Consider the following 22,453-nt stretch of genomic DNA (forward strand, 5'->3'; position numbering starts at 1 on the left):
TATGCTGAATATAGAAAATACTTTCGCCAATCCTGCCGCTCTAACTGACTCGGGCTATGAGGCACCTCATCGTTTTCTGATTTTGGGTTTAGGAGAGTCTGGTCTAGCCATGGCGAAATGGTGCTTGCGTAATGGCGCGCAAGTGCGCATGGCTGATACTCGTAACCATTCTCAATTAAATGCACGCCAACTGGCCTGGGTTGATGAGTTAAGAGTAGCGGGCTTAAAAGATATTCAATTTGGCCCATTAAATGATGACTTACTAGTAGACATTGATGTGATTGGCATTAGTCCGGGCTTATCTCCTTTGGAAGAGCCAACTCAGTCATTCATAGTAAAAGCGAGAAAATCCAGAATAGATGTGTGGAGTGAGATTGAATTTTTTGCGCGAGCTATTGACGCATTAAGTCGTATGTCTCAATCAAGTCAGTCCTCCTATGCAACCACAGTGCTTGCAGTTACTGGCACTAATGGCAAAACAACTACTACCGCCTTGACCGGGCAATTGTGTGAGCGTGCTGGTAAGAAAGTCGCCGTTGCTGGAAACATTAGTCCAGCAGCCTTAGAAAAGTTAATGTCTTGTTTGGATATTTCTGATCAGCTGGAGGATATGCCCGATATTTGGGTATTGGAGCTATCTAGCTTCCAGTTGGCCTACACCTATTCTTTAAATGCTGCGGCAGCCACGGTTCTTAACCTCTCACAAGACCATTTAGATTGGCATGGAGACATGCAGAGCTATGCAGCTGCAAAAGCCAATATATTCGGTAAAGACACGATTTGTATCTTGAATCGCGATGATCCCTTGGTAATGAATTTATTAACTGAGGATCAAAAGGTTCAGCATTCAGTTGTGACATTTGGTGCTAATCGCCCTGATGATCAGGGTGCCTTTGGCATTGAACATGATTTACGAGCTGGCGGTATTGATTGGTTAGTATGGGCAGAGGTAGACGAAGATTTTGAGCCAAAGCCTAAGCGTCGTCGTAAAGGTGCAGTCGTGCAGGAAGACGAGCCATTACGACTAAAACGTTTAATACCTGCGGATGCACTCCGTATTCGGGGACGTCACAATGCCCTGAACGCTTTGGCTGCACTAGCGCTAGCAAGAGCAGCAAATTTGCCATTGAATGTTTTATTGCATGGATTGCGCGATTACCATGGCGAGCCACATCGTGTTCAAAGTATTGCAGTCGTGAATGATGTGGAATATATCGATGATAGTAAAGGCACTAATGTTGGAGCAACTGTCGCGGCCTTAAATGGTTTGGGTAGTAGTGAGTCTGGCAAAAGAATTTGGTTGATTGCTGGTGGCGATGGCAAAGGTCAAAACTTTAATCCTTTGCGTGAACCAGCCTTACGATTTGTAAAAGGAATTTTTCTGATCGGCAAAGATGCTGAAAAGATCTCTGAGGTATTGAGCCAGGATGTGCCATGCACCCTCAGCGGCACTTTACCAGCAGCCGTTCAAGCTGCTGCAGCCCAGGCACAGTCCGGGGATGCAGTGTTGCTTTCCCCAGCTTGTGCAAGTCTTGACCAATTCCGTGACTACGTTGAGCGTGCTCAATTATTCGCTTCTGAGGTTGAAGAATTAGGCATGCGTTTCGAAGGAGTTCAAGCGTGAGCTTAAGAGAAAAAATCTTTCCTGAAAACCGGATGGGATTAAATCGCTTCTGGAACTTTTCTCGCGGTGGAATTGATAATTTCCGAAGCGGCTTAAGAGATGCCGTCTCTGGTGTGGAGCAAACACGTTCGCGCATGATGGACTATGACCAATTGTTGGTGTGGGCAGTCTTGTCGTTGGCTCTCATTGGCTTGGTGATGGTGTATTCGGCCTCTATTACTTTGGCTGATGGGCCAAAGTATGCAAATTACAGCAGCAATTTCTTCTTAATTCGCCACATGATTTCTCTCGCGATAGCTGTTGGCGTAGGAATTTGGGTATTTAAGATTCCAACAAAAGTTTGGGATCGCTACTCGCCAGTGATTTTTGGATTCACAGTGCTTCTTTTAATTGCCGTGTTAATTCCAGGTATTGGTAAGGGTGTGAATGGCGCTAGACGCTGGATTCCATTGGGCCTCATGAACTTCCAACCTTCCGAGTTGATGAAGTTTGCAGCAATCATTTTTGCAGCTAGTTATACCGTGCAGCGCCAAGAATATCTTCACTCTTTTATGAAGGGAATGCTGCCAATGGGAGTTGCAGTTGCCTTGGTGGGCGGCCTTTTAATGGCTGAGCCAGATATGGGCGCTTTTGTGGTGGTAGCTTTAATTGCATTCGGGATTCTATTTTTAGGCGGCATTAATGCCAAACTATTTGGCGGCTTGATTGCAGTTGGCTTAATGAGTGCTGCCACGATGATTGCTTTATCTCCCTTCCGGCGCGGTCGAATGCTAGCGTTTATGGATCCATGGCAAGTGGATAACGCTGCGAATAAGGGATACCAATTAACCCATTCTCTGATGGCATTTGGTCGAGGCGAATGGTTTGGAACAGGCCTTGGCGGTAGCGTTGAGAAACTTCACTATCTTCCAGAGGCGCATACCGATTTCATTATGGCCGTGATAGGCGAGGAACTCGGGTTTGTTGGTGTTGTAGTCGTGATTTTCCTTTTTTATTGGATTGTGCGTCGTGCCTTCATGATTGGTCGGACTGCGCTTCAGTTAGATCGAAGCTTTGCGGGACTCGCAGCAAAGGGTGTGGCCATTTGGATAGGTTGGCAAGCCTTTATCAATATGGGTGTGAACTTAGGTTTATTACCCACTAAAGGTTTAACGCTGCCTCTGGTGAGTTACGGCGGCTCAGGAATCTTAATGAATGCGGTAGCGATTGCATTGCTGCTACGGATTGATTATGAGAACCGAATACTGATGCGTGGAGGGAAACTGTGACCAGACCTTCTATTTTAGTAATGGCTGGCGGTACTGGAGGACACATCTTCCCGGGCCTTGCTGTCGCTGAATATTTGCGGATCTGCGGTTGGAATGTGTCATGGTTGGGTAACCAAAATGGCATGGAGTACCGCCTCGTCAAAGCCTGCGATTTTCCATTTGAAGCAGTTGAATTTGGCGGCTTGCGTGGCAAAGGGCTCAAAGCAAAGTTCATGTTGCCAATGAATTTAATGCGCGCCTCCTTCCAGAGTTGGAAAATTATGCGTCGCCTTAAACCTAGTGTAGTCCTAGGTATGGGGGGTTACATTACCTTCCCTGGTGGCTTAGTAACAAAGTTATTAAAGCGCCCCTTGGTATTGCACGAATCGAATTCGGTTCCTGGTAGCGCAAATCGAGCTCTCGCCAAAATTGCGATGCGGGTTTTAACTGGGTTTCCAAATACTATGCAATCTGCAGAGTGGGTTGGCAATCCCATTCGTGAAGAATTTGATCATGTACCGGCACCCGCTTTGCGTTATGAGCAGCGCCAAGGTCCTTTATCTATTCTAGTAGTGGGCGGCAGCTTAGGGGCTGCAGCTTTAAATGAACATATTCCTGCAGCCTTGGCTTTGATCGCGAAGCAAGAGAGGCCTATCGTCATTCATCAGGCTGGTGATAAGCATTTAGCGGATCTAGAAAAGCGCTATGCACAGTTAGGGGTTGTAGCTGATATTCGACCTTTTATTGACGATATGCCAGCAGCTTACGCACAGGCAGACTTGGTTATTTGCCGCTCTGGTGCTATGACAGTATCTGAATTAGCTGCATGCGGTGTTGCTTCTTGTTTGATTCCATTTCCGCATGCGATTGATGATCATCAAACTGCAAATGCAAAATTTTTGTCTGATGCAGATGCTGCCATTTTGTTGCCGCAGCAAAACCTCAATCCCCAAGATCTTGCGTTGATGATTCAAAACTTCAACCGTGCTGATTTAAAGGAGATGGCAGTGCGAGCACATGCTTTATCTAAACCACACGCTACTCAGCGAGTAGCAGAGGTATGCGCGAATTGCGCGGGGGTAGGCACATGAAGCATATCGTTCAGCAAATCCATTTTGTCGGTATTGGTGGTGCAGGCATGAGCGGCATTGCTGAGGTCTTATTGAATTTGGGTTATCAAGTATCTGGCTCAGATTTGGCTGAAAGTACAACAACGAATCGCCTTCGTGAATTAGGCGCGCTGATCCATATTGGCCACGACCCTAAAAATGTGGGTACGGCAGAAGCAGTAGTGATTTCAACCGCAGTTGCTGGCAATAATCCAGAAGTACTAGCTGCACGCGCAGCCAAGATTCCAGTGATTCAGCGGGCGGTCATGCTGGGTGAGTTAATGCGTCTTAAGCAGGGTATTGCCATCGCTGGTACACATGGTAAGACCACTACCACCAGTTTAGTCGCTTCAGTATTAGCTGAAGGTGGGTTGGATCCAACCTTTGTGATCGGCGGCAAGTTAAATTCTGCTGGTGCCAATGCACGCTTAGGACAAGGCGATTTCATTGTGGTGGAAGCGGATGAGTCCGATGCTTCTTTCTTGCAGCTATTCCCGGCAATGGAAGTGGTAACCAATATCGACGCCGATCATATGGATACCTATCAGCATGACATGGCGAGATTAAAGCAGGCATTTGTGCAATTTATTCAGCGTATGCCGTTCTACGGCGTAGCAGTGCTTTGTATTGATGATGCCAATGTGCGCGACATTATCCCGTTTGTTTCACAGCCCGTTTTACGCTACGGTTTATCTGATGATGCGGACATCCGCGCAAGCAATGTTCGTGCTGATGGAACACAAATGCATTTCACAGCCGAGCGCCGTACGGTGCGCAGACACGGTAATAAACCAGGTCCTCTAAAGATCACTCTCAATTTGCCAGGTTTGCATAATGTGCAAAATGCTTTAGCAGCGATTGGTATTGCTACTGAGTTGGGTGTTAGTGATGAGGCTATTCAAAAAGCCTTATTTCAATTTGGCGGTGTGGGTCGTCGCTTTCAGCGTCATGGTGATATTGCTTTGCGTTCAGGCGGTAGCTTTACCTTAATCGACGACTATGGTCACCATCCTGTTGAGATGGCAGCAACCTTAGCTGCAGCACGTGGCGCTTATCCAAATCGTCGTTTGGTTCTTGCTTTCCAGCCACATCGGTTTACTAGAACACGGGATTGTTTTGGTGAGTTTGTGCAAGTGCTTAGAAATTTCGATGCTTTGGTATTAACCGAAGTCTATCCCGCTGGTGAAGCAAAAATTCCTGGGGCAGATGGCAAAAGCTTGATGAAGGCTGCGCTAGTAGAAGACAAGCAGTCCAAAGCATCACTCGATGCTAGTGCTGTGATGTTTGCAGCAAACGTGACTGAAATGCCAGAAAAGTTAAGTCAAGTATTAAAAGATGGAGATGTATTGATTGCGATGGGTGCAGGTTCTATTTCGAGTTTGCCTTACACCTTGGTGGAGGCAAAATATGTCTAAACAGTTGATGGATTGGGGACAGCGCGTCCAGGCGCAGTTGTCAGCATTAGATCTGAAATCCTTGGGTCGGGTTGGAGTCCTCTTGGGCGGCCGTTCAGGGGAGCGTGAAATTTCACTCATGTCGGGCAATGGAGTTTTCGAGGCGCTATTGGCTAAAGGTGTAGACGCGCATCCTTTCGATACCGGCTTACGTTGTCCTACTGAGTTAGCTAGCGAAAAATTTGATCGAGTATTTATTTCGTTGCATGGCCGATATGGCGAAGATGGAACTATACAAGGTCTATTAGAACTCTTGAATCTGCCCTATACAGGAAGCGCTGTATTAGCCTCAGCATTGGCAATCGACAAAATCGCTACTAAACAAATTTGGTTGAGTAATGGTTTATCTACTCCTGAGTTTGAAGAGATTACTGCTGTAAGCGATTGGAATGCAGTAGTAAAAAAATTAGGCCTCCCTTTAATTGTGAAGCCTGCGCATGAGGGCTCATCGCTTGGTTTAACTAAAGTGAAGTCGGTAGATGAGTTGCCAGCTGCTTATCAATTGGCTGCTGGGCTAGATAAAAAAGTAATTGCAGAGACCTGCATCATTGGCGATGAATTGACTTGCCCGCTAGTGGGTCAAGGTAATACTGCAGAGGCTTTGCCGGTGATTAAGATTATTCCACCTCAAGCCAATTATGACTTCCACAATAAGTACTTCTCAGATGAGACGCAGTATCTCTGTCCAACAGGGCTTGCTCCTGAGGTAAATGAGCAAGTGCAAGAACTTGCTTTGGCTGCTTACAAAGCTCTCGGTTGTCGCACATGGGGTCGCGCAGATGTCATGCTTGATCAAAAAACAGGCAAATCTTATTTGTTGGAAATGAATACCTCTCCTGGTATGACATCGCATTCATTGGTCCCAATGGCTGCAAAGGCTGCTGGAGTGAACTATGCCGACTTGGTGCTTTGGTTATTAAGTCAAACCTTACCCGCAAAAGAGGATGCCGCTAAGTGAGTAATTTCATGGATCGATTCGGCGAAATATTCTCTATGCTGATGGCACCGCTTTGGAATCATCCGGAGCGGATGCAAAAGCTGAGCCGCTTCTTGATGCGTTGTTTTGCGATCATGCTAGTTATTGGTGTCTTGGTATGGCTAAGTCAACGCCCAATCTTTGAATTAAAGCAAATTCAAATCGAACCCGTTGCTGGTCAAACCCTCAAACATATTAATAAACCCACCGTAAAGCAGCAGGTGCTTCAAACCGTACAAGGAAATTTCTTCAGCGTGCGCCTCGAAGACATTAAGCGCGGTTTTGAAAGCATGCCATGGGTGCGCCATGCCAATGTTCGCCGCGTTTGGCCAAACGGTCTAGTAGTCAGCATTGAAGAGCAAAAGCCATTCGGAACATGGGGCGGGACAGATAGTCACACTCTGATGAATACCCATGGCGAACTCTTTGCTGGGCGCGTATCTGAGGTTAGCGATGAAATACGCCTAATCGATTTTTATGGCCCAAGCGATGCTGGCAAAGAAGTGATGAGTTTGTATGAAAAAGCCACGGCATGGTTTAAACCATGGGATGTTGAAATCAAAAGCTTGGCGCTGACTGATCGCTATGCCTGGCATGTCAAGTTGTCGAACGGTATGAAAGTGGAATTTGGGCGTGATGAAGAAAGCTCGGATAAGAACTTAACTGAAGAACGGGTTGCGCGCTTATTTAAGTATTGGCCACAAGTTCAAGAGAAATGGGCGAATCGTGTTGATGCAGTGGACTTGCGGTACGCCAATGGATTTGCAGTGCATTTGGCATCTGCAAGTGTGAAAAAAAATGATGAAGATGGCAAAAAAAGTGAGCAGAAGCAATGAGGAATCGGCATGAGTAAAGATAATCGCGATCTATTGGTAGGTTTAGATATTGGCACCTCCAAGGTAGTTGCCTTGGTAGCTGAATTAGCTCCCGACGGCCAATTTAATGTTGTGGGTGTTGGCCAAACTGCATCAAAAGGTTTGAAGAAAGGTGTAGTTGTCAATATTGAAGCAACTGTCCAGTCTATTCAGAAGGCGCTGGAAGAAGCCGAGGTAATGGCTGATCGCCAAATTGTCCAAGTCTTTACTGGTATTGCTGGTAATCATATTGTGAGTTTTAACTCTAGCGGTATGGTTGCGATTCGCGACAAAGAGGTTGGCCAAGGTGATGTAGAGCGCGTGCTTGAAACTGCCAAAGCAATCAATATTCCAACGGATCAACAGATTTTGCATATTTTGGTTCAAGAATTCATCATCGATGGTCAAGAGGATGTTCGTGAGCCAATTGGGATGAGCGGTCTTCGCTTGGAAGTCAAGGTACACATTGTTACGGGCGCTGTGAGCGCTGCGCAAAATATTGTGAAGTGTGTTCGACGTTGTGGTTTAGAGGTGAACGATTTAATTCTCCAGCCTTTAGCTTCCAGTTTGGCAGTATTAACTGATGATGAAAAAGAACTTGGTGTTGTTTTGGTTGATATTGGCGGCGGTACAACGGATATCGCAATTTATTGCCAAGGATCTATTCGTCATACAGCAGTAATTCCTATTGCGGGCGATCAAATAACCAATGACATTGCCATGGCATTGCGTACCCCGACCATTGATGCTGAAGACTTGAAGATTGTGCATGGAATAGCCCGTCAAGAGATGGCTGATCCTACGGCGATGATTGACGTGCCTGGCGTAGGCGATCGCGAGCCTCGCCCGATGACTAAGCAAGCTCTGGCTGCAGTGATTGAGCCGCGTGTTGAAGAGTTATTTACTTTAGTGAGGGGTGTCGTTCGTGACTCTGGCTTTGAGGATATGGTCTCTTCAGGAATTGTTCTTACTGGTGGTACCTCATTAATGCCTGGAATGGTGGAACTTGCTGAACAAGTGTTCTTGCGTCCTGCTCGTATTGGTACGCCTGAATACCGCGGCCATTTGCATGAAGTGTTACGAAGCCCCAGATATGCCACCAGCATAGGTTTGTTGATGGAAGGCCAAGCGCAGTTATTGCGTGGTCGTCGTGTTTCTCAGTCAGGCGCGTTACAAGGTGTTCTCTCGCGCATGAAGGAATGGTTTGCAGGAAATTTTTAAGTTTTTTTCGTCGTCGTCAATGTAGTAAGTTAATTACCTAGGAGGGTATATGGAATTTGAAATGTTAGATCAAGATACTGCTGGCAAAACCATTATTAAAGTGGTTGGAGTCGGTGGCGCTGGCGGTAATGCCGTCCAACATATGATCCGTCGTGGAGTGAATGGCGTAGAGTTCATTTGCATGAATACCGATGCAGGCGCCTTGCAGCGCTCTGAAGCATCTGTGAATTTGCAACTGGGCTCTAGCGGATTAGGTGCTGGCGCTAAACCAGAAATTGGTGCTTCATCAGCGATTGAGGCGCGCGAGCGGATTGCAGATGCATTGCAAGGCGCTCATATGGTATTTATCACTGCAGGTATGGGTGGTGGTACTGGAACTGGGGCAGCTCCTATCGTGGCACAAGTAGCCAAAGAGATGGGCATCCTGACCGTAGGCGTCATTAGCAAGCCATTTGATTTCGAGGGTGTGAAGCGCTTGAAGGTTGCTGAGAACGGCGCTGCCGAGCTCGAGTCTTATGTAGATTCATTAATCGTGGTGCTCAATGAAAAGTTGTTTGAAGTCATGGGTGAAGATGCTGAGTTTGATAAGGCCTTTGCTTGTGCAGACGACGTATTGCATAACGCTGTTTCTGGAATTGCAGAAATCATCAATGTTCAAGGTTTAATTAACGTTGACTTTGAGGATGTGAAAACTGTAATGGGTGAGCAAGGTAAAGCCATGATGGGTACTGCAACCGTATCTGGCATGGATCGTGCACGCTTGGCTGCAGAAGCTGCCGTGGCTTCACCATTACTCGAGGGTGTTGATTTGTCAGGCGCACGTGGTGTGTTAGTCAATATCACAGCTAGCCGTTCATTGAAATTATCTGAAACGCGTGAAGTGATGGCTGCAATTCGTGGTTATGCTGCTGATGATGCAACGGTTATTTTCGGTACGGTATACGACGATAGCTTGGGTGATGCCTTGCGTGTGACAGTAGTTGCTACTGGCTTGAATAATCCGCAGGCTAGGCAAGCTCACCAGCCAGAAGTAGTGTGGAGACAAGCAACTGGAACGCATGATGCAATGCCAACCATGGCTGACCTCAATAGCTTTGCTCCTGCCAGCCCTTCTGCTGCTATGAGCAAAGTTGGCATGGACTCTAGCTTAGGTGCAAGCACTTCAATGGTTGGAGGTTTATCTTCCTTGCCTACCCAATCTGCTGCTACTGGGAGTGTTGATTACAGTCAATATGATTTGCCGCGAGTTTTTCGTAGCTCTCGCGAGGCGACTCCTGCGCCTACTTTAGGTGCAGATAGCTCTCCTCAGGCTAAATCCATGTTGGACAAGGGGGCTGATTACTATGAAATACCAGCCTTTTTGCGTAAGCAAGCAGATTAATTGACTGCTCAATACAATAGATAGTTGCGAAATGCCAGCGCGGGCGCCCCTCCGGACGACGAATCCCGCGCTTGCGTTGGCATACTAACGAACAACTAATTATTGGAGACGTCATGATTGCTGTTGGACAAAAATTACCAAATGCTACTCTTTATGAGTTTATGAACGAAGAGAGCGAAGGCTGCTCCTTAGGGCCAAATGCATTTGAAGTTGAGAAGCTTGTTGCTGGCAAAAAAATTGTCATTTTTGCTTTACCTGGTGCATTTACTCCTACGTGCTCTGCAAAACACACTCCTGGATATGTTGAGCACCACGACGCTATTAAAGCAAAGGGTGTTGATGAGATTTGGTGTATTTCGGTCAATGATCCATTTGTGATGGGTGCATGGGGCCGCGATCTAAAAGTCGGCAAAAAAATTCGTATGTTGGGTGATGGCAGCGGAGAGTTCACTAAAAAAGTAGGCCTAGAGTTAGATTTAGTTGCTCGTGGTTTGGGTGTGCGCTCAGATCGTTATGCCATGATTGTTGAAGATGGCGTAGTAACGGCCTTAGAACGCGAAGCTCCTGGGAAGTTTGAAGTGAGCGATGCCGCCTCTATTTTGAAAAAACTGTAATTTCTCCTCCCTCTGAATAGAGATACATCATGATGATGAAGCAACGCACTATCGCTACTCCGGTGAAAACCGTAGGGATTGGCTTGCATTCTGGGCGCAAGGTGACGATATTGATCAAGCCTGCGCCCGTCAATTCAGGGGTTCAGTTTGTGCGTGTTGACACACCAGAGCATTCGGTGGTGCCTGCTACTGCTCTTGCTGTCTGCGATACGCGTCTTGCTTCGGTAATTCAAAAAGATGGTGTGAGAGTTTCTACAGTGGAGCACTTGCTTTCTGCCTGTGCTGGCTTAGGTTTAGACAATCTCTTGATTGAATTAGATGGGGAAGAGGTTCCCATCATGGATGGTAGTGCCGCCTCATTTTTATTTTTAATTGAATCTGCTGGCATTGTGGAGCAAGATTCTCCACGTCAGTTTATGGTCATTAAAAAACCTATCGAGGTTCGTGAGGGTGATAAGCTTGCACGCTTAGAACCTTTCTTTGGGTATAAGTTAGATTTCACGATCGACTTTAAGCATCCTGCCTTAGATAAAACTGGTCAGCGATTTATTGTCGATTTTGCAGAGCATGCTTATCGAAGTGAAATTGGGCGTGCTCGCACGTTTGGCTTCGCTCACGAAGTTGAAGCATTGCGCGAAATGGGTTTGGCCCGTGGAGGTAGTTTAGATAACGCAATCGTTTTAGATGAGCATCGGATTTTGAATAACGAAGAACTGCGTTACGAAGATGAATTTGTACGACATAAAATTTTGGATGCTATTGGCGACTTGTATTTAGTAGGTCATCCAATTATTGGCGCCTATGTGGCCGAGAAATCTGGGCATGCTTTGAATAACGCTTTGTTGCATAAGTTGTTAGAAGATCCAAGCGCCTATGAAATTTGCACTTTTTCGGTGAATAAGGCCCCTGAAGCCTACTCTCAAGAGAGTCAGCCACTCTTTTTCTGAGAAATTCTTCTCAATTATTTAGGTTTGTTTTGCAGTAATTTCTCAACTGCTTTGCGCAGGCTTGAGTCGGGAGCTAATTTTTCTAGCAATTCCTGCCAAGAAGATCTAGCCACCTCATTTAAACCGGTTGGTTTTCGCGCTGCTCCTGCATCGATGCGGGGTTTGACCTCCCAGCTTGCTGGTGCTGGCTTCAGTTGCACTTTAATGGCACTGCAAACCAAGCCATTTTTCGATAACTCATTGATTAGGCTCGGTAAAACCTGCTGAAGACGGCTTGCAATACTGGCATTACTGACTAGCAGAAACAACTCATTTTGGGTGCCTTGGCGCCATCCAGCCTCGATTTTTTGACTTAAGTGCCCTAAATCAAGGGCTGTTAAAGCCTGAGTTAGGGTCGATTTGAGTTGGGCTAGATCCTCGGTCCTTGCCAAAATGCTTCCCAAGCCTTCAGATTCTCGAAGGTAATCCACCCATTCATGGGCAGTTTGCTGACGTTTCGGTTTAGGGGGAAAGTTCATAAAAAAGAGGTTGCGGGTGATAAACTCAAGGTCTTCATTTTCTTCAATATCCCATGGTAATCGGTCTTCTTAAAACCCTGGTCGGCAGTCGTAACGACCGCCTCTTAAAACAGTATCGCAAAGTGGTTGCTAAGGTTGGCGCTTTCGAGCCTAGTCTGCAAGCTTTGGATGATGCTGCACTGGCTGCAAAGACGGAGCAATTTAAAGCTCGTTTAGCGGCTGGCGAAGCGCTGGACGATATTGCCCCTGAGGCATTTGCTGTCGTTCGCGAAGCCAGCGTACGCGTGATGAAGATGCGCCATTTTGATGCCCAGATCATCGGTGGTTTCGCTTTGCATCAAGGCAAGATTGCTGAGATGGGTACTGGCGAAGGAAAAACCTTAACTGCTACGCTTCCGGTGTATTTGAATGCACTTACTGGCAAAGGCGTGCATGTAGTTACTGTGAATGATTACTTGGCACAGCGTGATGCTGAGTGGATGTCTAAGTTATATAACTTTTTGGGTATGCAAGTCGGGGTCAATCTTTCGCAGATGGATCACGCTACTAAGGAAGCAGCTTACGCAGCAGATATTACCTACGGTACTAACAACGAATTTGGATTTGATTACTTGCGCGATAACATGGTGCAAGACTTAGGTCAGCGCGTACAACGTGGTTTAGCTTACGCGATTGTTGACGAGGTTGATTCGATTTTGATTGATGAAGCGCGTACGCCATTAATCATTTCAGGCCAAGCTGATGACCATACAGATTTATATCTCAAAATTAATGCACTACCTACTTATTTAGACTTACAAATTGGCGAAGAAAAAGCTGATGGAACCGGTGTTGAAAAGCCAGGTGATTATTGGGTAGATGAAAAGTCTCAGCAGGTATATTTGACTGAGCAAGGTCACGATAAGGCTGAAACGGTATTGGTGCAATTAGGAGCCCTTAATGATGGCAACTCCTTATATGCTCCACAAAACATTACCTTGATGCACCATGTGTACGCTGCTTTGCGTGCACACTCTTTATTCCACCTCGATCAACATTACGTAGTGCAAAATAATGAAGTCATCATCGTTGATGAATTTACTGGCCGCTTAATGCAGGGCCGTCGTTGGTCGGATGGATTGCACCAAGCAGTAGAAGCTAAAGAAGGCGTTCCGATTCAGAATGAGAATCAAACCTTAGCGACAATTACATTCCAGAATTACTTCCGGATGTACGGTAAGTTGGCAGGTATGACCGGTACTGCCGATACCGAAGCATATGAATTCAAAGAAATTTACAATCTTGAAACCGTGGTGATTCCACCAAACAGAATCAGCCAGCGTAAAGATCGTCAGGATCAGATTTATAAGTCATCACGTGAGCGTTATGACGCCGTAGTTAAAGATATTGAAGATTGCTACGAGCGCGGTCAACCAGTGCTTGTTGGTACTACTTCGATTGAAAACTCAGAATTGATCGCAAAGCTTCTTGATCAACGCAAAATGCCGCATCAAGTTCTCAATGCGAAACAGCACCAGCGTGAAGCAGAAATTATTGCCCAAGCAGGGCGCCCTAAGATGATCACGATTGCTACCAATATGGCTGGTCGTGGAACTGATATTGTGCTGGGCGGTAACGTAGGTAAGCAATCCTCTTTGCTTGAAGCTGATGCAGCTTTAACTGATGCAGAGAAGGCTACGAAGATTAAGGGTCTTCAAGATGAGTGGCAAAGTATTCATGATCAAGTACTAAATGCTGGCGGTTTACACATTATTGGTACTGAGCGTCACGAGAGTCGTCGAATTGATAATCAGTTAAGAGGTCGCTCTGGTCGCCAGGGTGACCCAGGCTCATCCCGTTTTTATCTTTCTTTAGATGATCCTCTTTTGCGTATTTTTGCTGGAGATCGCTTACGCGCTGTGATGGAGCGCTTGAAGATGCCTGATGGTGAACCAATTGAAGCAGGCATGGTGACTCGTTCTATCGAGTCAGCGCAACGCAAAGTAGAAGGTCGTAACTTCGATATTCGTAAGCAATTATTGGAGTACGACAACGTTGCAAATGATCAACGTAAAGAAACCTATCGCCTTAGAAATGAAGTTTTAGAGAGTAGTGATGTTGGCGGGTTGATTGCTAATCTGCTTGAAGACGTACTTCGCTCGGTATGCGCTATTTATGTGCCACAAGATTCTATGGAGGAACAGTGGGATTTGGTTGGCCTGGAAAATGCACTGGCAAGTGAATGGGGTCTTACTGTTGATTTACAGAAATGGGTTGAAAGTGCCGAGACGGTTGAAGATTCTGAAATCTTTGAGCGAGTATTACAGGCCGCTAAAGCGTCATACGATGCCAAAGTGGATTTGAGTGGTAGAGAGTCTTTTGCTGGTTTTGAGCGTTCAGTACTTTTATATAGCTTAGATAGCCATTGGCGTGAACATTTAGCTGCATTAGACCATTTGCGCCAAGGTATTCATTTGCGCGGCTATGCCCAAAAAGATCCTAAGCAAGAATATCGTCGCGAAGCCTTCGAGTTGTATGGTGAACTCTTAGATGTGATCAAGAATGATGTAGTGAAAAGCATCATGACCGTGCAAATTCGGAGTGCTAGTGAGTTAGACCAGGCCTCAGAATCTATCAATGAGGATTTGGCTAAGTTATCTGATGTGAAATATCAACATGCAGACGCAGATGCTGCTATATCTAGTCCTGTAGACCCAGCTGAAGTGGAATTAACGCCAGCGCCCTTACGTGCAGGTCCTAAGGTTGGCCGTAATGACCCATGTCCTTGCGGCAGTGGTAAGAAATATAAGAATTGTCACGGTGCGCTAGCGTAAAACGTCTAAATTCTGTAGAAACACCTTGGGGGCCGAACGCCCCCATTTCTTTTGCCAAAACCTTGGCCCCTCTAGGGCTTTCCCTAACTATGCGCAGTCAAATTTTTGGTCGAATATCGACTTCTATATGCAAAAGATTGCATTTATAAGTAAAAGGAATCGGCATGCAAAAGTCATTGCAAATCAACGCGGATAAGTGCACTGGTTGTCTTCAGTGTGAAATGGCCTGTAGTTATGAGCACTACGGTGTTTTTAATACTTCTAAATCTCGAATTAAGGTATTTGAATTTCACAAAACTGGTAAAAAAGTTCCCTATACTTGTACACAATGTGATGAGGCTTGGTGTCTCCAAGCATGCCCAGTAGATGCCATTCGAGTGGATTTCATTACTGGCGCCAAAGTTGTTTCTGATGACACCTGTGTTGGTTGTAAGGTGTGCACAATCTCTTGCCCATTCGGAACAATTAATTATGTGCAAGACACAGGCAAAGTACAAAAATGTGATTTATGTGGAGGTGATCCAGCCTGCGCAACTGCATGTCCAACTGGAGCTATTACTTATGTAGATGCTGATTGGACTGGTCTAGATAGGATGCGTGAGTGGGCCGATAAGCTTGGCAATCAAGATATCGCTAACTAATAAAGTATAGGAAAAAATATCATGTCATGGGCTGGAAAACTTTTACGCGTTAACTTAAGCAAGGGCACTTGCCAATCCGAGCCACTCAATATGAAGTGGGCTAAAGAATATTTAGGGTCAAGAGGTATGGCTACTAAGTATTTTGTTGAAGAAGTAGATCCTAAGGTCGATCCGCTTTCTCCAGAGAATAAAATTATTTGGGCTACTGGCCCTTTAACTGGGACGATGGCATCTACGGGAGGGCGTTATACAGTTGTGACTAAAGGTCCTTTGACAGGCGCGATTGCTTGCTCAAACTCCGGTGGTTATTGGGGTGCGGAATTAAAGATGGCTGGCTGGGATATGGTGATCTTTGAAGGTAAGTCACCGAAGCCAGTCTATTTATATATTGAGAACGATAAAGCAGAGTTGTTAGATGCTTCTGATCTCTGGGGTAGATCAGTCTGGGAGACTGAGCCTACTATCAAAATCAAACATCAAGATCCGCAGATCCGGGTGTCATGTATCGGGCGGGCTGGTGAAAATCAAGTCTTATACGCTGCTATTGTGAATGACTTACATCGTGCTGCAGGCCGTTCAGGCGTTGGCGCTGTGATGGGTAGTAAAAATTTAAAAGCGATTGCAGTTAGAGGCACTATAGGAGTAGGCAATCTCAAGGATCCTAAGGCATTTATGGCGGCTACTGCCGCAGGTAAGGCCGTATTGGCTGGACATGCTGTGACAGGACAAGGTTTGCCAACTTATGGAACCCAAGTCCTCATGAACGTGATTAATGAAGTTGGTGCATTGCCTACTCGTAATCATCAAGATGTTCAGTTCGAGGGCGCTAAGGATATTTCCGCTGAAGCAATGGCGGAACCTCGTGAGTCAGATGGCAAAGCCCATTTAGTGACAAACCAAGCATGCTTTGCTTGCACTATTGCCTGCGGCCGTATTTCTAAAATTGATGACACCCATTTTTCAATTGAAAATAAACCGCAGCATATGCATGCATCTGGTGGACTTGAATACGAGGCGGCCTGGGCTTTGGGTGCCGCAAATGGAGTGAATGATTTAGAGACATTGCAATACGCAAACCAGTTATGTAATGAACAAGGAATAGATCCCATTTCTTTCGGAGCAACTGTTGGTGCTGTGATGGAGTTGTATGAAATGGGTGTTCTAACCAAAGAACAGATTGGAATCGAGGCGCCTTTTGGGTCCGCTAAAGCGCTTTGTTACTTGGCAGAAATTACTACCGAAGGAACAGGTTTTGGAAAAGAGATGGGCCAAGGCTCAGCTCGTTTAACTAAAAAGTACGGTCACCCTGATCTTTCGATGAGTGTTAAAGGTCAAGAGTTCCCGGCCTATGACGGTCGAGTGATTCAAGGTATTGGCCTTGCTTATGCGACTTCTAATCGCGGAGCTTGCCATCTTCGGGGTTATACGATTGCCTCTGAAGTCTTGGGTATTCCAGTAAAAACTGAACCTGGTGATACCGATGGCAAACCTGAATTGGTTAAAGCCTTCCAAGATGCAACTGCCGCTTTTGATTCTGCTGGTATTTGTATCTTCACTAGCTTTGCATGGACGCTCGCAGACGTCGCGCCACAATTGCAGGCAGCTTGCGGGGATGAATTTACTGTGGAAAATTTGACAACGATTGGTGAGCGTATCTGGAACATGGAACGCGACTTTAATAATCGTGCCGGCTTTACCAATAAAGATGACAAGCTACCTAAGCGCTTGATGACCGAGGCAGCTAAGACTGGACCAGGCAAAGGCTCTGTAAGCGGTTTAGACAAGATGTTGCCTGAGTATTACAAGATTCGGGGTTGGGATCCAGAAGGGCGCCCCAGCGCGGAAACAATGAAGCGTTTAGGCCTTTGAGTTTCTATCTATGAAGCATGTCATTTTGGGCAATGGCCCAGCAGGGGTTATTGCGGCTGAGACGCTTCGTAAGCGCGCGCCTAAGGATCAGATTGTGATGATTGGTTCTGAGGACGTACCCCCATACTCACGCATGGCCATCCCCTATCTCTTGATGGGCAATATCGATGAGTCTGGCACTTATCTTCGCAAAGATGCCGGACATTTTGAAAAACTAAACATTGACCAAATACTTGGTAAAGCAACTGCGATTGATATTCAAGCTAAGAAGATTGAGCTAGATGGAAAGTCCATTAGTTTTGATAAGTTATTGATCGCTACGGGTTCAGTACCTGTCCAACCCCCGATTCCTGGAATTGATTTACCAGGTGTTCACCCTTGCTGGACTTTAGAGGATGCACGCGCTATTGCTCAGCTTGCTAAACCAGGTTCTAAAGTATTGCAGATGGGCGCAGGCTTTATTGGCTGCATCATTTTAGAGGCGCTTGCCAGTAGAAAAGTCGAGCTCACTGTTGTAGAGATGGGTGATCGCATGGTTCCTCGCATGATGACTGAAGTAGCTGGGGGAATGATTAAAAAGTGGGTACAAGAAAAAGGGGTTCAGGTTTACACCGACACTAAAGTTGAAGCCATTACTAAATCTGGATCTGGATTAGCTGTCAAGCTCTCGAATGGTAAATCTATTGAAGTGGATCTAGTGATTTCAGCAACGGGGGTGCGACCCAATATTGCTTACTTAAAAAATTCTGGCCTTGACTTAAATACCGGAATTTTGGTAAATGATTTGATGCAAACTTCTCACCCTGACATTTATGCGGCCGGTGATGTCACTGAGAGCATTGATTTTTCAACAGGTAAGCGTATTGTCAATGCGATTCAACCAAATGCAGCAGAGCAAGCCAGAATTGCAGCAATCAGCATGACAGGTGGTGATGCACATAGTTTAGGAGCTCTTCAGATTAACGTGTTAGATACCTTGGGTCTGATTTCTTCTTCATTTGGTTTATGGTCTGGCGCTAAGGATGGTGATCATGTGGAGCTAGTTGATTCAGTGAATTACAAATACCTTCGCCTAGAGTTTTTAGGGGATGTATTGGTAGGTGCAACCTGTGTAGGTACCACTGAGCATATCGGTGTTTTGCGTGGCTTGATTCAAGGGAAGATTACCTTGGGTGATTGGAAAGATACCTTAATTGGCGATCCCACTAAATCCATGGATGCTTATTTGGCGGTTGGTCAAGCGCAATCAGTCTGGATGAATTAAGCTTTCGATATGCAAATTACTTTGAAGTTGTTTGCCAGCTTGGCAAGCTATCTCCCTCCTCATAAAAAGAATGGAATTGAAGCTGATATTGAAGTGGCGGAGGGCAGCACTATTGGCGACATGATTGAGCTCTACAAGATTCCAAGTAAGTCAGCACATCTGGTGATGGTAAATGGTTTCTATATCAAGCCAGAAGAGCGTAATCAATATGTTCTAAAAGCCGATGATGCTCTGGCTATTTGTCCTCCAGTAGCTGGCGGATAAGTTTTTCAGTAGCTAGTTCAGATGCCAAAATTTGTCAGGGAGATGGGCTGTACGCCTGAAGATTTGGTGCGCTGGCTACCGCAAGCACTCGGTGACTTATATCCAAATTCGACTGTAGTGCTTGATGGAAATATCTTACTTTCAGCAAAAATCCCCGAATTGCAGATAGAGGGTAGAAGCAAGCCTTCTCGAAAAATAGCCCTCTTAGATATTCCAGTCCTAGATCTCAGGCTGAAGTTTGCTGAAAATTGGACTGCTATTCAGTGTGAGACAGCTTTAAAGCGATTTGATCTTTATACTCGCAGAGGTGGGGGTTAGCTTGATGCCCCTTTTTCCTTTTACCTTTTGATTATTGAGTTTTCTATGTCAGTTAATCTACCTTTACCTCAAAAATCAGACCTCAAACCTATTTCTGGTTTTGAGATGGGCATTGCTCAGGCTGGAATCAAGAAGGCCAATCGCAAAGATTTATTAGTCATGACATTAGCGCCAGGATCTCAAGTGGCTGGGGTATTTACCCTCAATCGCTTTTGTGCGGCCCCAGTTCAAGTATGTCGAGAGCATTTAGCCCAAGATGGCCGTCATGGTGAGATTCGGGCCTTAGTTGTTAATACGGGTAATGCCAATGCTGGAACTGGTGAGCAGGGCATGCAGCATGCTCTAGAAACTTGCGCTGCTTTAGCAAAAGATCTCAAATTAAATCCAGAACAAATCCTACCTTTTTCTACTGGTGTGATTTTGGAGCCCTTACCGATTGGGAAAATTGTTTCTGCTTTGCCGAAAGCCGTAGCGCACTTAGGAGAAGACAACTGGTTGGACGCGGCGGAAGCTATTATGACAACCGATACTCAACCGAAGGCTTGCTCAGCCACTGTTCAGACTTCTGCAGGGCTTGTGACGATGACTGGCATTTGTAAGGGCGCCGGAATGATTCATCCTAATATGGCAACCATGTTGGGTTTCATTGCAACTGATGCAGGCTTTGCTCCTGGCTTATTGACAGCCTTGACTCGTGAAGTAGCCGACCAATCATTTAACGCTATCACTATTGATGGGGATACTTCGACCAATGATTCTTTCATCATTATGGCGACGGGAAAATCTCCTGTTCAGATTACCTCTACTGCCGATGCAAACTATGCAATTGTGTGCGATGCACTGATTGCAATTGCTAAAAAGTTAGCGCAAATGATTGTGCGCGATGGTGAAGGTGCTACAAAACTGATGACCATAGAAGTTATTGGTGGCAAGACAGTTGAAGAGTGCCGCCTAGTGGCCAAGGCAATTGCCCATTCTCCTTTGGTAAAGACTGCCTTTTTTGCTAGTGACCCTAACCTTGGTCGAATCTTGGCGGCAATTGGATATGCGGGTATCTTAGACTTAGATGTGGGTAAGGTTCAAATGTGGCTTGGTGATGTTTGGGTTGCCAAGGATGGTGGGCGGAACCCCAGCTATCAAGAGGCTGATGGTCAAAGAGTGATGCAAGAATCAGAAATTACCATCAAGATTGATTTAGGTCGCGGCACTGCTTCTCAAACCTTGTGGACATGTGACTTATCGCATGATTATGTTTCGATTAATGCTGACTACCGTTCTTAAAAGTAAATAAAAATGAATGAAAAACTAGAGCAGCTTCTAACTCACCTTGAAACTTTCTTACCTAAGCCTCTAACAGAGGAAGATTGGAATTCTTCTACTGCATTTAGATGGCGTCGACGCGATAGCATCTTTGGCAGTATTGGTTTTATGCAGCCAGTGAAGCATGTTTCCGATATTACTTTTGAGGATCTGAAGAATATCGATCGTCAGCGTGACGCGATTCGGGACAATACCAAAAACTTCATTCAAAAAAAGCCAGCCAATAATATTTTGCTCACGGGCGCCAGAGGCACAGGCAAGTCTTCACTGATTAAAGCGAGCTTGCATGAATTTGCAAGCCAAGGCTTACGTTTGGTAGAAGTAGAGAAGGATCATTTAGCAGATCTAGCCGATATTGCCGATATCTTGGCTGAGCGGCCTGAGCGCTTTATTGTTTTCTGTGATGACCTCTCTTTTGACGAGGGTGAATCAGGCTATAAGGCCATGAAATCAGCTTTGGATGGCTCAGTTTCAGCTCAGGTCGACAATATTTTGATTTATGCCACATCTAATCGGCGTCATCTATTGCCTGAATACATGAAAGATAACGAAGGCTATGCTTATAGCGATGATGGAGAAATTCATCCGGGTGAAGTAGTTGAAGAAAAGATTTCTTTATCTGAACGATTTGGTTTGTGGCTATCGTTTTACCCACCCAAGCAAGATGAATATTTGGCTATCGTCGCCCATTGGTTAACCCATTTTGGTTTAAGTGCGACGCAGATTGAAGCGGCACGCGCCGAAGCTTTGGTCTGGGCTCTCGAGCGAGGCTCACGTTCTGGGCGCGTAGCTTGGCAATTTGCAAAACATTGGGCTGGATCTCACGCCTAAAAGTATTTTATTTTCATGACTGAAGATCAACGTCCCGTCACAGAGGTTGCCGCCGGTATCTTATTAGATACTCAAGGCCGCTTTTTATTGGGGCAAAGGCCAGAGGGTAAGCCCTACGCTGGTTACTGGGAAGTGCCCGGTGGAAAAATTGAAAAAGGGGAGTCTGTTTTTGAGGCGCTCAAACGTGAGCTTCAAGAAGAGCTAGGTATTGAGATTGAATCTAGCGAAGAACTGACAGTTCTGGAGCATGATTACCCCCATGCTTATGTGCGCTTACATGTGAGCGTGATTCGACAGTGGTCTGGCACTCCCGTGGGTTGCGAAGGTCAGGCTTTATCTTGGGAGTTGATCTCAGCAAAAACCCCCTCAGTTGACCCCCTCCTACCAGCCGCTTGGCCAATGCTGGAAAGGCTTAGAGACTTACTCGCTTAGAACTGACAAAGTGTCAGTTTGAATGGCACATCGATATTGACGTGCTGCGCTTTTTTATCCCGATCAGCTTTTAAAAACCGTACCGAGAGTAGATATTTGTTGGCACTAATTTCTGAGAAGACGGTGTCGTCCTCAACAGCTAAGCGCATTAATTGATAGACCTTACCCGATGGTGCTTGCTGAAAAGAACCATTATGTGCAACCACATCTTTTGCTTCACCGGATTGACGAAGTAAACGTAAAAATAATTGACAAGCTTCTTGCCATGGCAAAAGAGGTGCAACAAATTGATCAAGAAGCGCGCGCCGCTCACTAGATGGACTATTTTTCCAGGCATGATAGCTTGGCAAATCAATCGGACTGGTGCCCCCCGGAATATTTAATCTAGTACGGATAGCATTTAACCATTCACTCTCGGAGATGACTAAATTTGGTCTACCCATGGAGCTATTAATACTGCTGGCAACCCCATCAATTTCAGTAAGAGTTTGGGTAAGCGCTTCTTGATCTACTTTTTGCGAACCCTTTAGACCATTCAAGGCATATTTTTGACGCTCAAACTCTTTCAGGAGCAATGCTTTGATATCGCCGCGTGATCCAATATCGCCAAGATCAAACAGCATAGAGATTGCATTATGGTGAAGCTCGGGATCATCAGAGCGATTAAAGTGATTGAAACGGGCGAACAAATACTCCAGTCGAAGCATGCTTCGAACTAATTCGTTAAAGGGGTATTCGTAAACAATCACAAGCCCA

The 22,453-nt window shown here is 45.7% G+C and carries 21 protein-coding genes; 19 read left to right on the plus strand and 2 right to left on the minus strand.

Annotated elements, in window-relative coordinates:
- The first annotated feature begins 1 nt into the window (after window position 1).
- The 10 genes from murD to lpxC all read left to right on the plus strand — a co-directional run bounded on the left by murD (window position 2) and on the right by lpxC (window position 11,427).
- Window positions 2–1,624, plus strand: coding sequence for a UDP-N-acetylmuramoyl-L-alanine--D-glutamate ligase (murD, locus tag ICN38_RS02225; protein WP_216254498.1), 1,623 nt, complete (start codon window positions 2–4; stop codon window positions 1,622–1,624).
- 32 nt (window positions 1,625–1,656) lie between these two features.
- Window positions 1,657–2,892 (plus strand): putative lipid II flippase FtsW, encoded by a 1,236-nt coding sequence (gene ftsW / locus ICN38_RS02230; RefSeq protein WP_216862699.1) that lies wholly within the window; start codon window positions 1,657–1,659, stop codon window positions 2,890–2,892.
- A complete protein-coding gene (murG, locus tag ICN38_RS02235) occupies window positions 2,889–3,962 on the plus strand; it encodes an undecaprenyldiphospho-muramoylpentapeptide beta-N-acetylglucosaminyltransferase (RefSeq protein WP_216254504.1) in 1,074 nt (357 codons plus the stop codon). Before ftsW ends, murG begins: the two co-directional genes overlap by 4 nt.
- Window positions 3,959–5,395, plus strand: a complete 1,437-nt coding sequence (murC, locus tag ICN38_RS02240) for a UDP-N-acetylmuramate--L-alanine ligase (protein WP_216254506.1) — start codon at window positions 3,959–3,961, stop codon at window positions 5,393–5,395. Before murG ends, murC begins: the two co-directional genes overlap by 4 nt.
- Entirely contained in the window at window positions 5,388–6,392 is a 1,005-nt protein-coding gene (locus ICN38_RS02245; protein ID WP_216254509.1) for a D-alanine--D-alanine ligase, read from the plus strand. The genes murC and ICN38_RS02245 overlap by 8 nt, the downstream gene beginning before the upstream one ends.
- 8 nt (window positions 6,393–6,400) lie before the next feature.
- Window positions 6,401–7,246 (plus strand): cell division protein FtsQ/DivIB, encoded by an 846-nt coding sequence (locus ICN38_RS02250; RefSeq protein WP_216862685.1) that lies wholly within the window; start codon window positions 6,401–6,403, stop codon window positions 7,244–7,246.
- Between the two features lie 9 nt (window positions 7,247–7,255).
- On the plus strand, window positions 7,256–8,485 hold the full coding sequence (gene ftsA / locus ICN38_RS02255) for a cell division protein FtsA (RefSeq protein WP_216254515.1): 1,230 nt from the start codon (window positions 7,256–7,258) through the stop codon (window positions 8,483–8,485).
- Between the two features lie 49 nt (window positions 8,486–8,534).
- Entirely contained in the window at window positions 8,535–9,866 is a 1,332-nt protein-coding gene (ftsZ, locus tag ICN38_RS02260) for a cell division protein FtsZ (protein ID WP_216254518.1), read from the plus strand.
- Window positions 9,867–9,979: 113 nt separating this feature from the next.
- The gene (locus ICN38_RS02265; protein WP_216254521.1) at window positions 9,980–10,480 is read left to right on the plus strand and encodes a peroxiredoxin; all 501 of its coding nucleotides are present in this window, start codon (window positions 9,980–9,982) and stop codon (window positions 10,478–10,480) included.
- Between the two features lie 32 nt (window positions 10,481–10,512).
- Window positions 10,513–11,427, plus strand: coding sequence for a UDP-3-O-acyl-N-acetylglucosamine deacetylase (lpxC, locus tag ICN38_RS02270; protein ID WP_216255198.1), 915 nt, complete (start codon window positions 10,513–10,515; stop codon window positions 11,425–11,427).
- Between the two features lie 14 nt (window positions 11,428–11,441).
- On the opposite strand, the gene ICN38_RS02275 is transcribed toward lpxC, so the two are convergent.
- The gene (locus tag ICN38_RS02275; RefSeq protein ID WP_216254524.1) at window positions 11,442–11,945 is read right to left on the minus strand and encodes a hypothetical protein; all 504 of its coding nucleotides are present in this window, start codon (window positions 11,943–11,945) and stop codon (window positions 11,442–11,444) included.
- Between the two features lie 53 nt (window positions 11,946–11,998).
- Between ICN38_RS02275 and secA the strand changes: the two genes are divergently transcribed.
- The 9 genes from secA (at window position 11,999) to ICN38_RS02320 (ending at window position 21,697) form a co-directional block, all read left to right on the plus strand.
- Window positions 11,999–14,758 (plus strand): preprotein translocase subunit SecA, encoded by a 2,760-nt coding sequence (gene secA / locus ICN38_RS02280; protein WP_216254527.1) that lies wholly within the window; start codon window positions 11,999–12,001, stop codon window positions 14,756–14,758.
- A 164-nt stretch (window positions 14,759–14,922) separates the two neighbouring features.
- On the plus strand, window positions 14,923–15,399 hold the full coding sequence (locus ICN38_RS02285) for a 4Fe-4S dicluster domain-containing protein (protein WP_216254528.1): 477 nt from the start codon (window positions 14,923–14,925) through the stop codon (window positions 15,397–15,399).
- Window positions 15,400–15,420: 21 nt separating this feature from the next.
- Complete coding sequence (locus ICN38_RS02290; RefSeq protein WP_216254530.1) at window positions 15,421–17,268, plus strand: aldehyde ferredoxin oxidoreductase family protein; 1,848 nt, start codon at window positions 15,421–15,423, stop codon at window positions 17,266–17,268.
- 10 nt (window positions 17,269–17,278) lie between these two features.
- Window positions 17,279–18,532 (plus strand): NAD(P)/FAD-dependent oxidoreductase, encoded by a 1,254-nt coding sequence (locus tag ICN38_RS02295; protein WP_216254532.1) that lies wholly within the window; start codon window positions 17,279–17,281, stop codon window positions 18,530–18,532.
- 9 nt (window positions 18,533–18,541) lie between these two features.
- Window positions 18,542–18,796 (plus strand): MoaD/ThiS family protein, encoded by a 255-nt coding sequence (locus ICN38_RS02300; RefSeq protein ID WP_216254535.1) that lies wholly within the window; start codon window positions 18,542–18,544, stop codon window positions 18,794–18,796.
- 21 nt (window positions 18,797–18,817) lie between these two features.
- Window positions 18,818–19,114, plus strand: a complete 297-nt coding sequence (locus tag ICN38_RS02305; RefSeq protein ID WP_216254536.1) for a hypothetical protein — start codon at window positions 18,818–18,820, stop codon at window positions 19,112–19,114.
- Between the two features lie 45 nt (window positions 19,115–19,159).
- The gene (gene argJ, locus ICN38_RS02310; RefSeq protein WP_216254538.1) at window positions 19,160–20,395 is read left to right on the plus strand and encodes a bifunctional glutamate N-acetyltransferase/amino-acid acetyltransferase ArgJ; all 1,236 of its coding nucleotides are present in this window, start codon (window positions 19,160–19,162) and stop codon (window positions 20,393–20,395) included.
- 12 nt (window positions 20,396–20,407) lie between these two features.
- Window positions 20,408–21,265 carry an ATP-binding protein gene (locus tag ICN38_RS02315; protein ID WP_216254541.1) on the plus strand — a complete coding sequence of 286 codons (858 nt, stop codon included), beginning with the start codon at window positions 20,408–20,410 and terminating at the stop codon, window positions 21,263–21,265.
- Window positions 21,266–21,280: 15 nt separating this feature from the next.
- Window positions 21,281–21,697, plus strand: coding sequence for an NUDIX domain-containing protein (locus ICN38_RS02320; protein WP_216254543.1), 417 nt, complete (start codon window positions 21,281–21,283; stop codon window positions 21,695–21,697).
- Here the strand turns inward: ICN38_RS02320 and zapD are convergent.
- Complete coding sequence (zapD, locus tag ICN38_RS02325; RefSeq protein WP_216254546.1) at window positions 21,694–22,446, minus strand: cell division protein ZapD; 753 nt, start codon at window positions 22,444–22,446, stop codon at window positions 21,694–21,696. The genes ICN38_RS02320 and zapD overlap by 4 nt on opposite strands.
- Window positions 22,447–22,453: the final 7 nt, after the last annotated feature.

This window comes from Polynucleobacter sp. AP-Melu-500A-A1 (assembly GCF_018882125.1).
GTDB lineage: Bacteria > Pseudomonadota > Gammaproteobacteria > Burkholderiales > Burkholderiaceae > Polynucleobacter.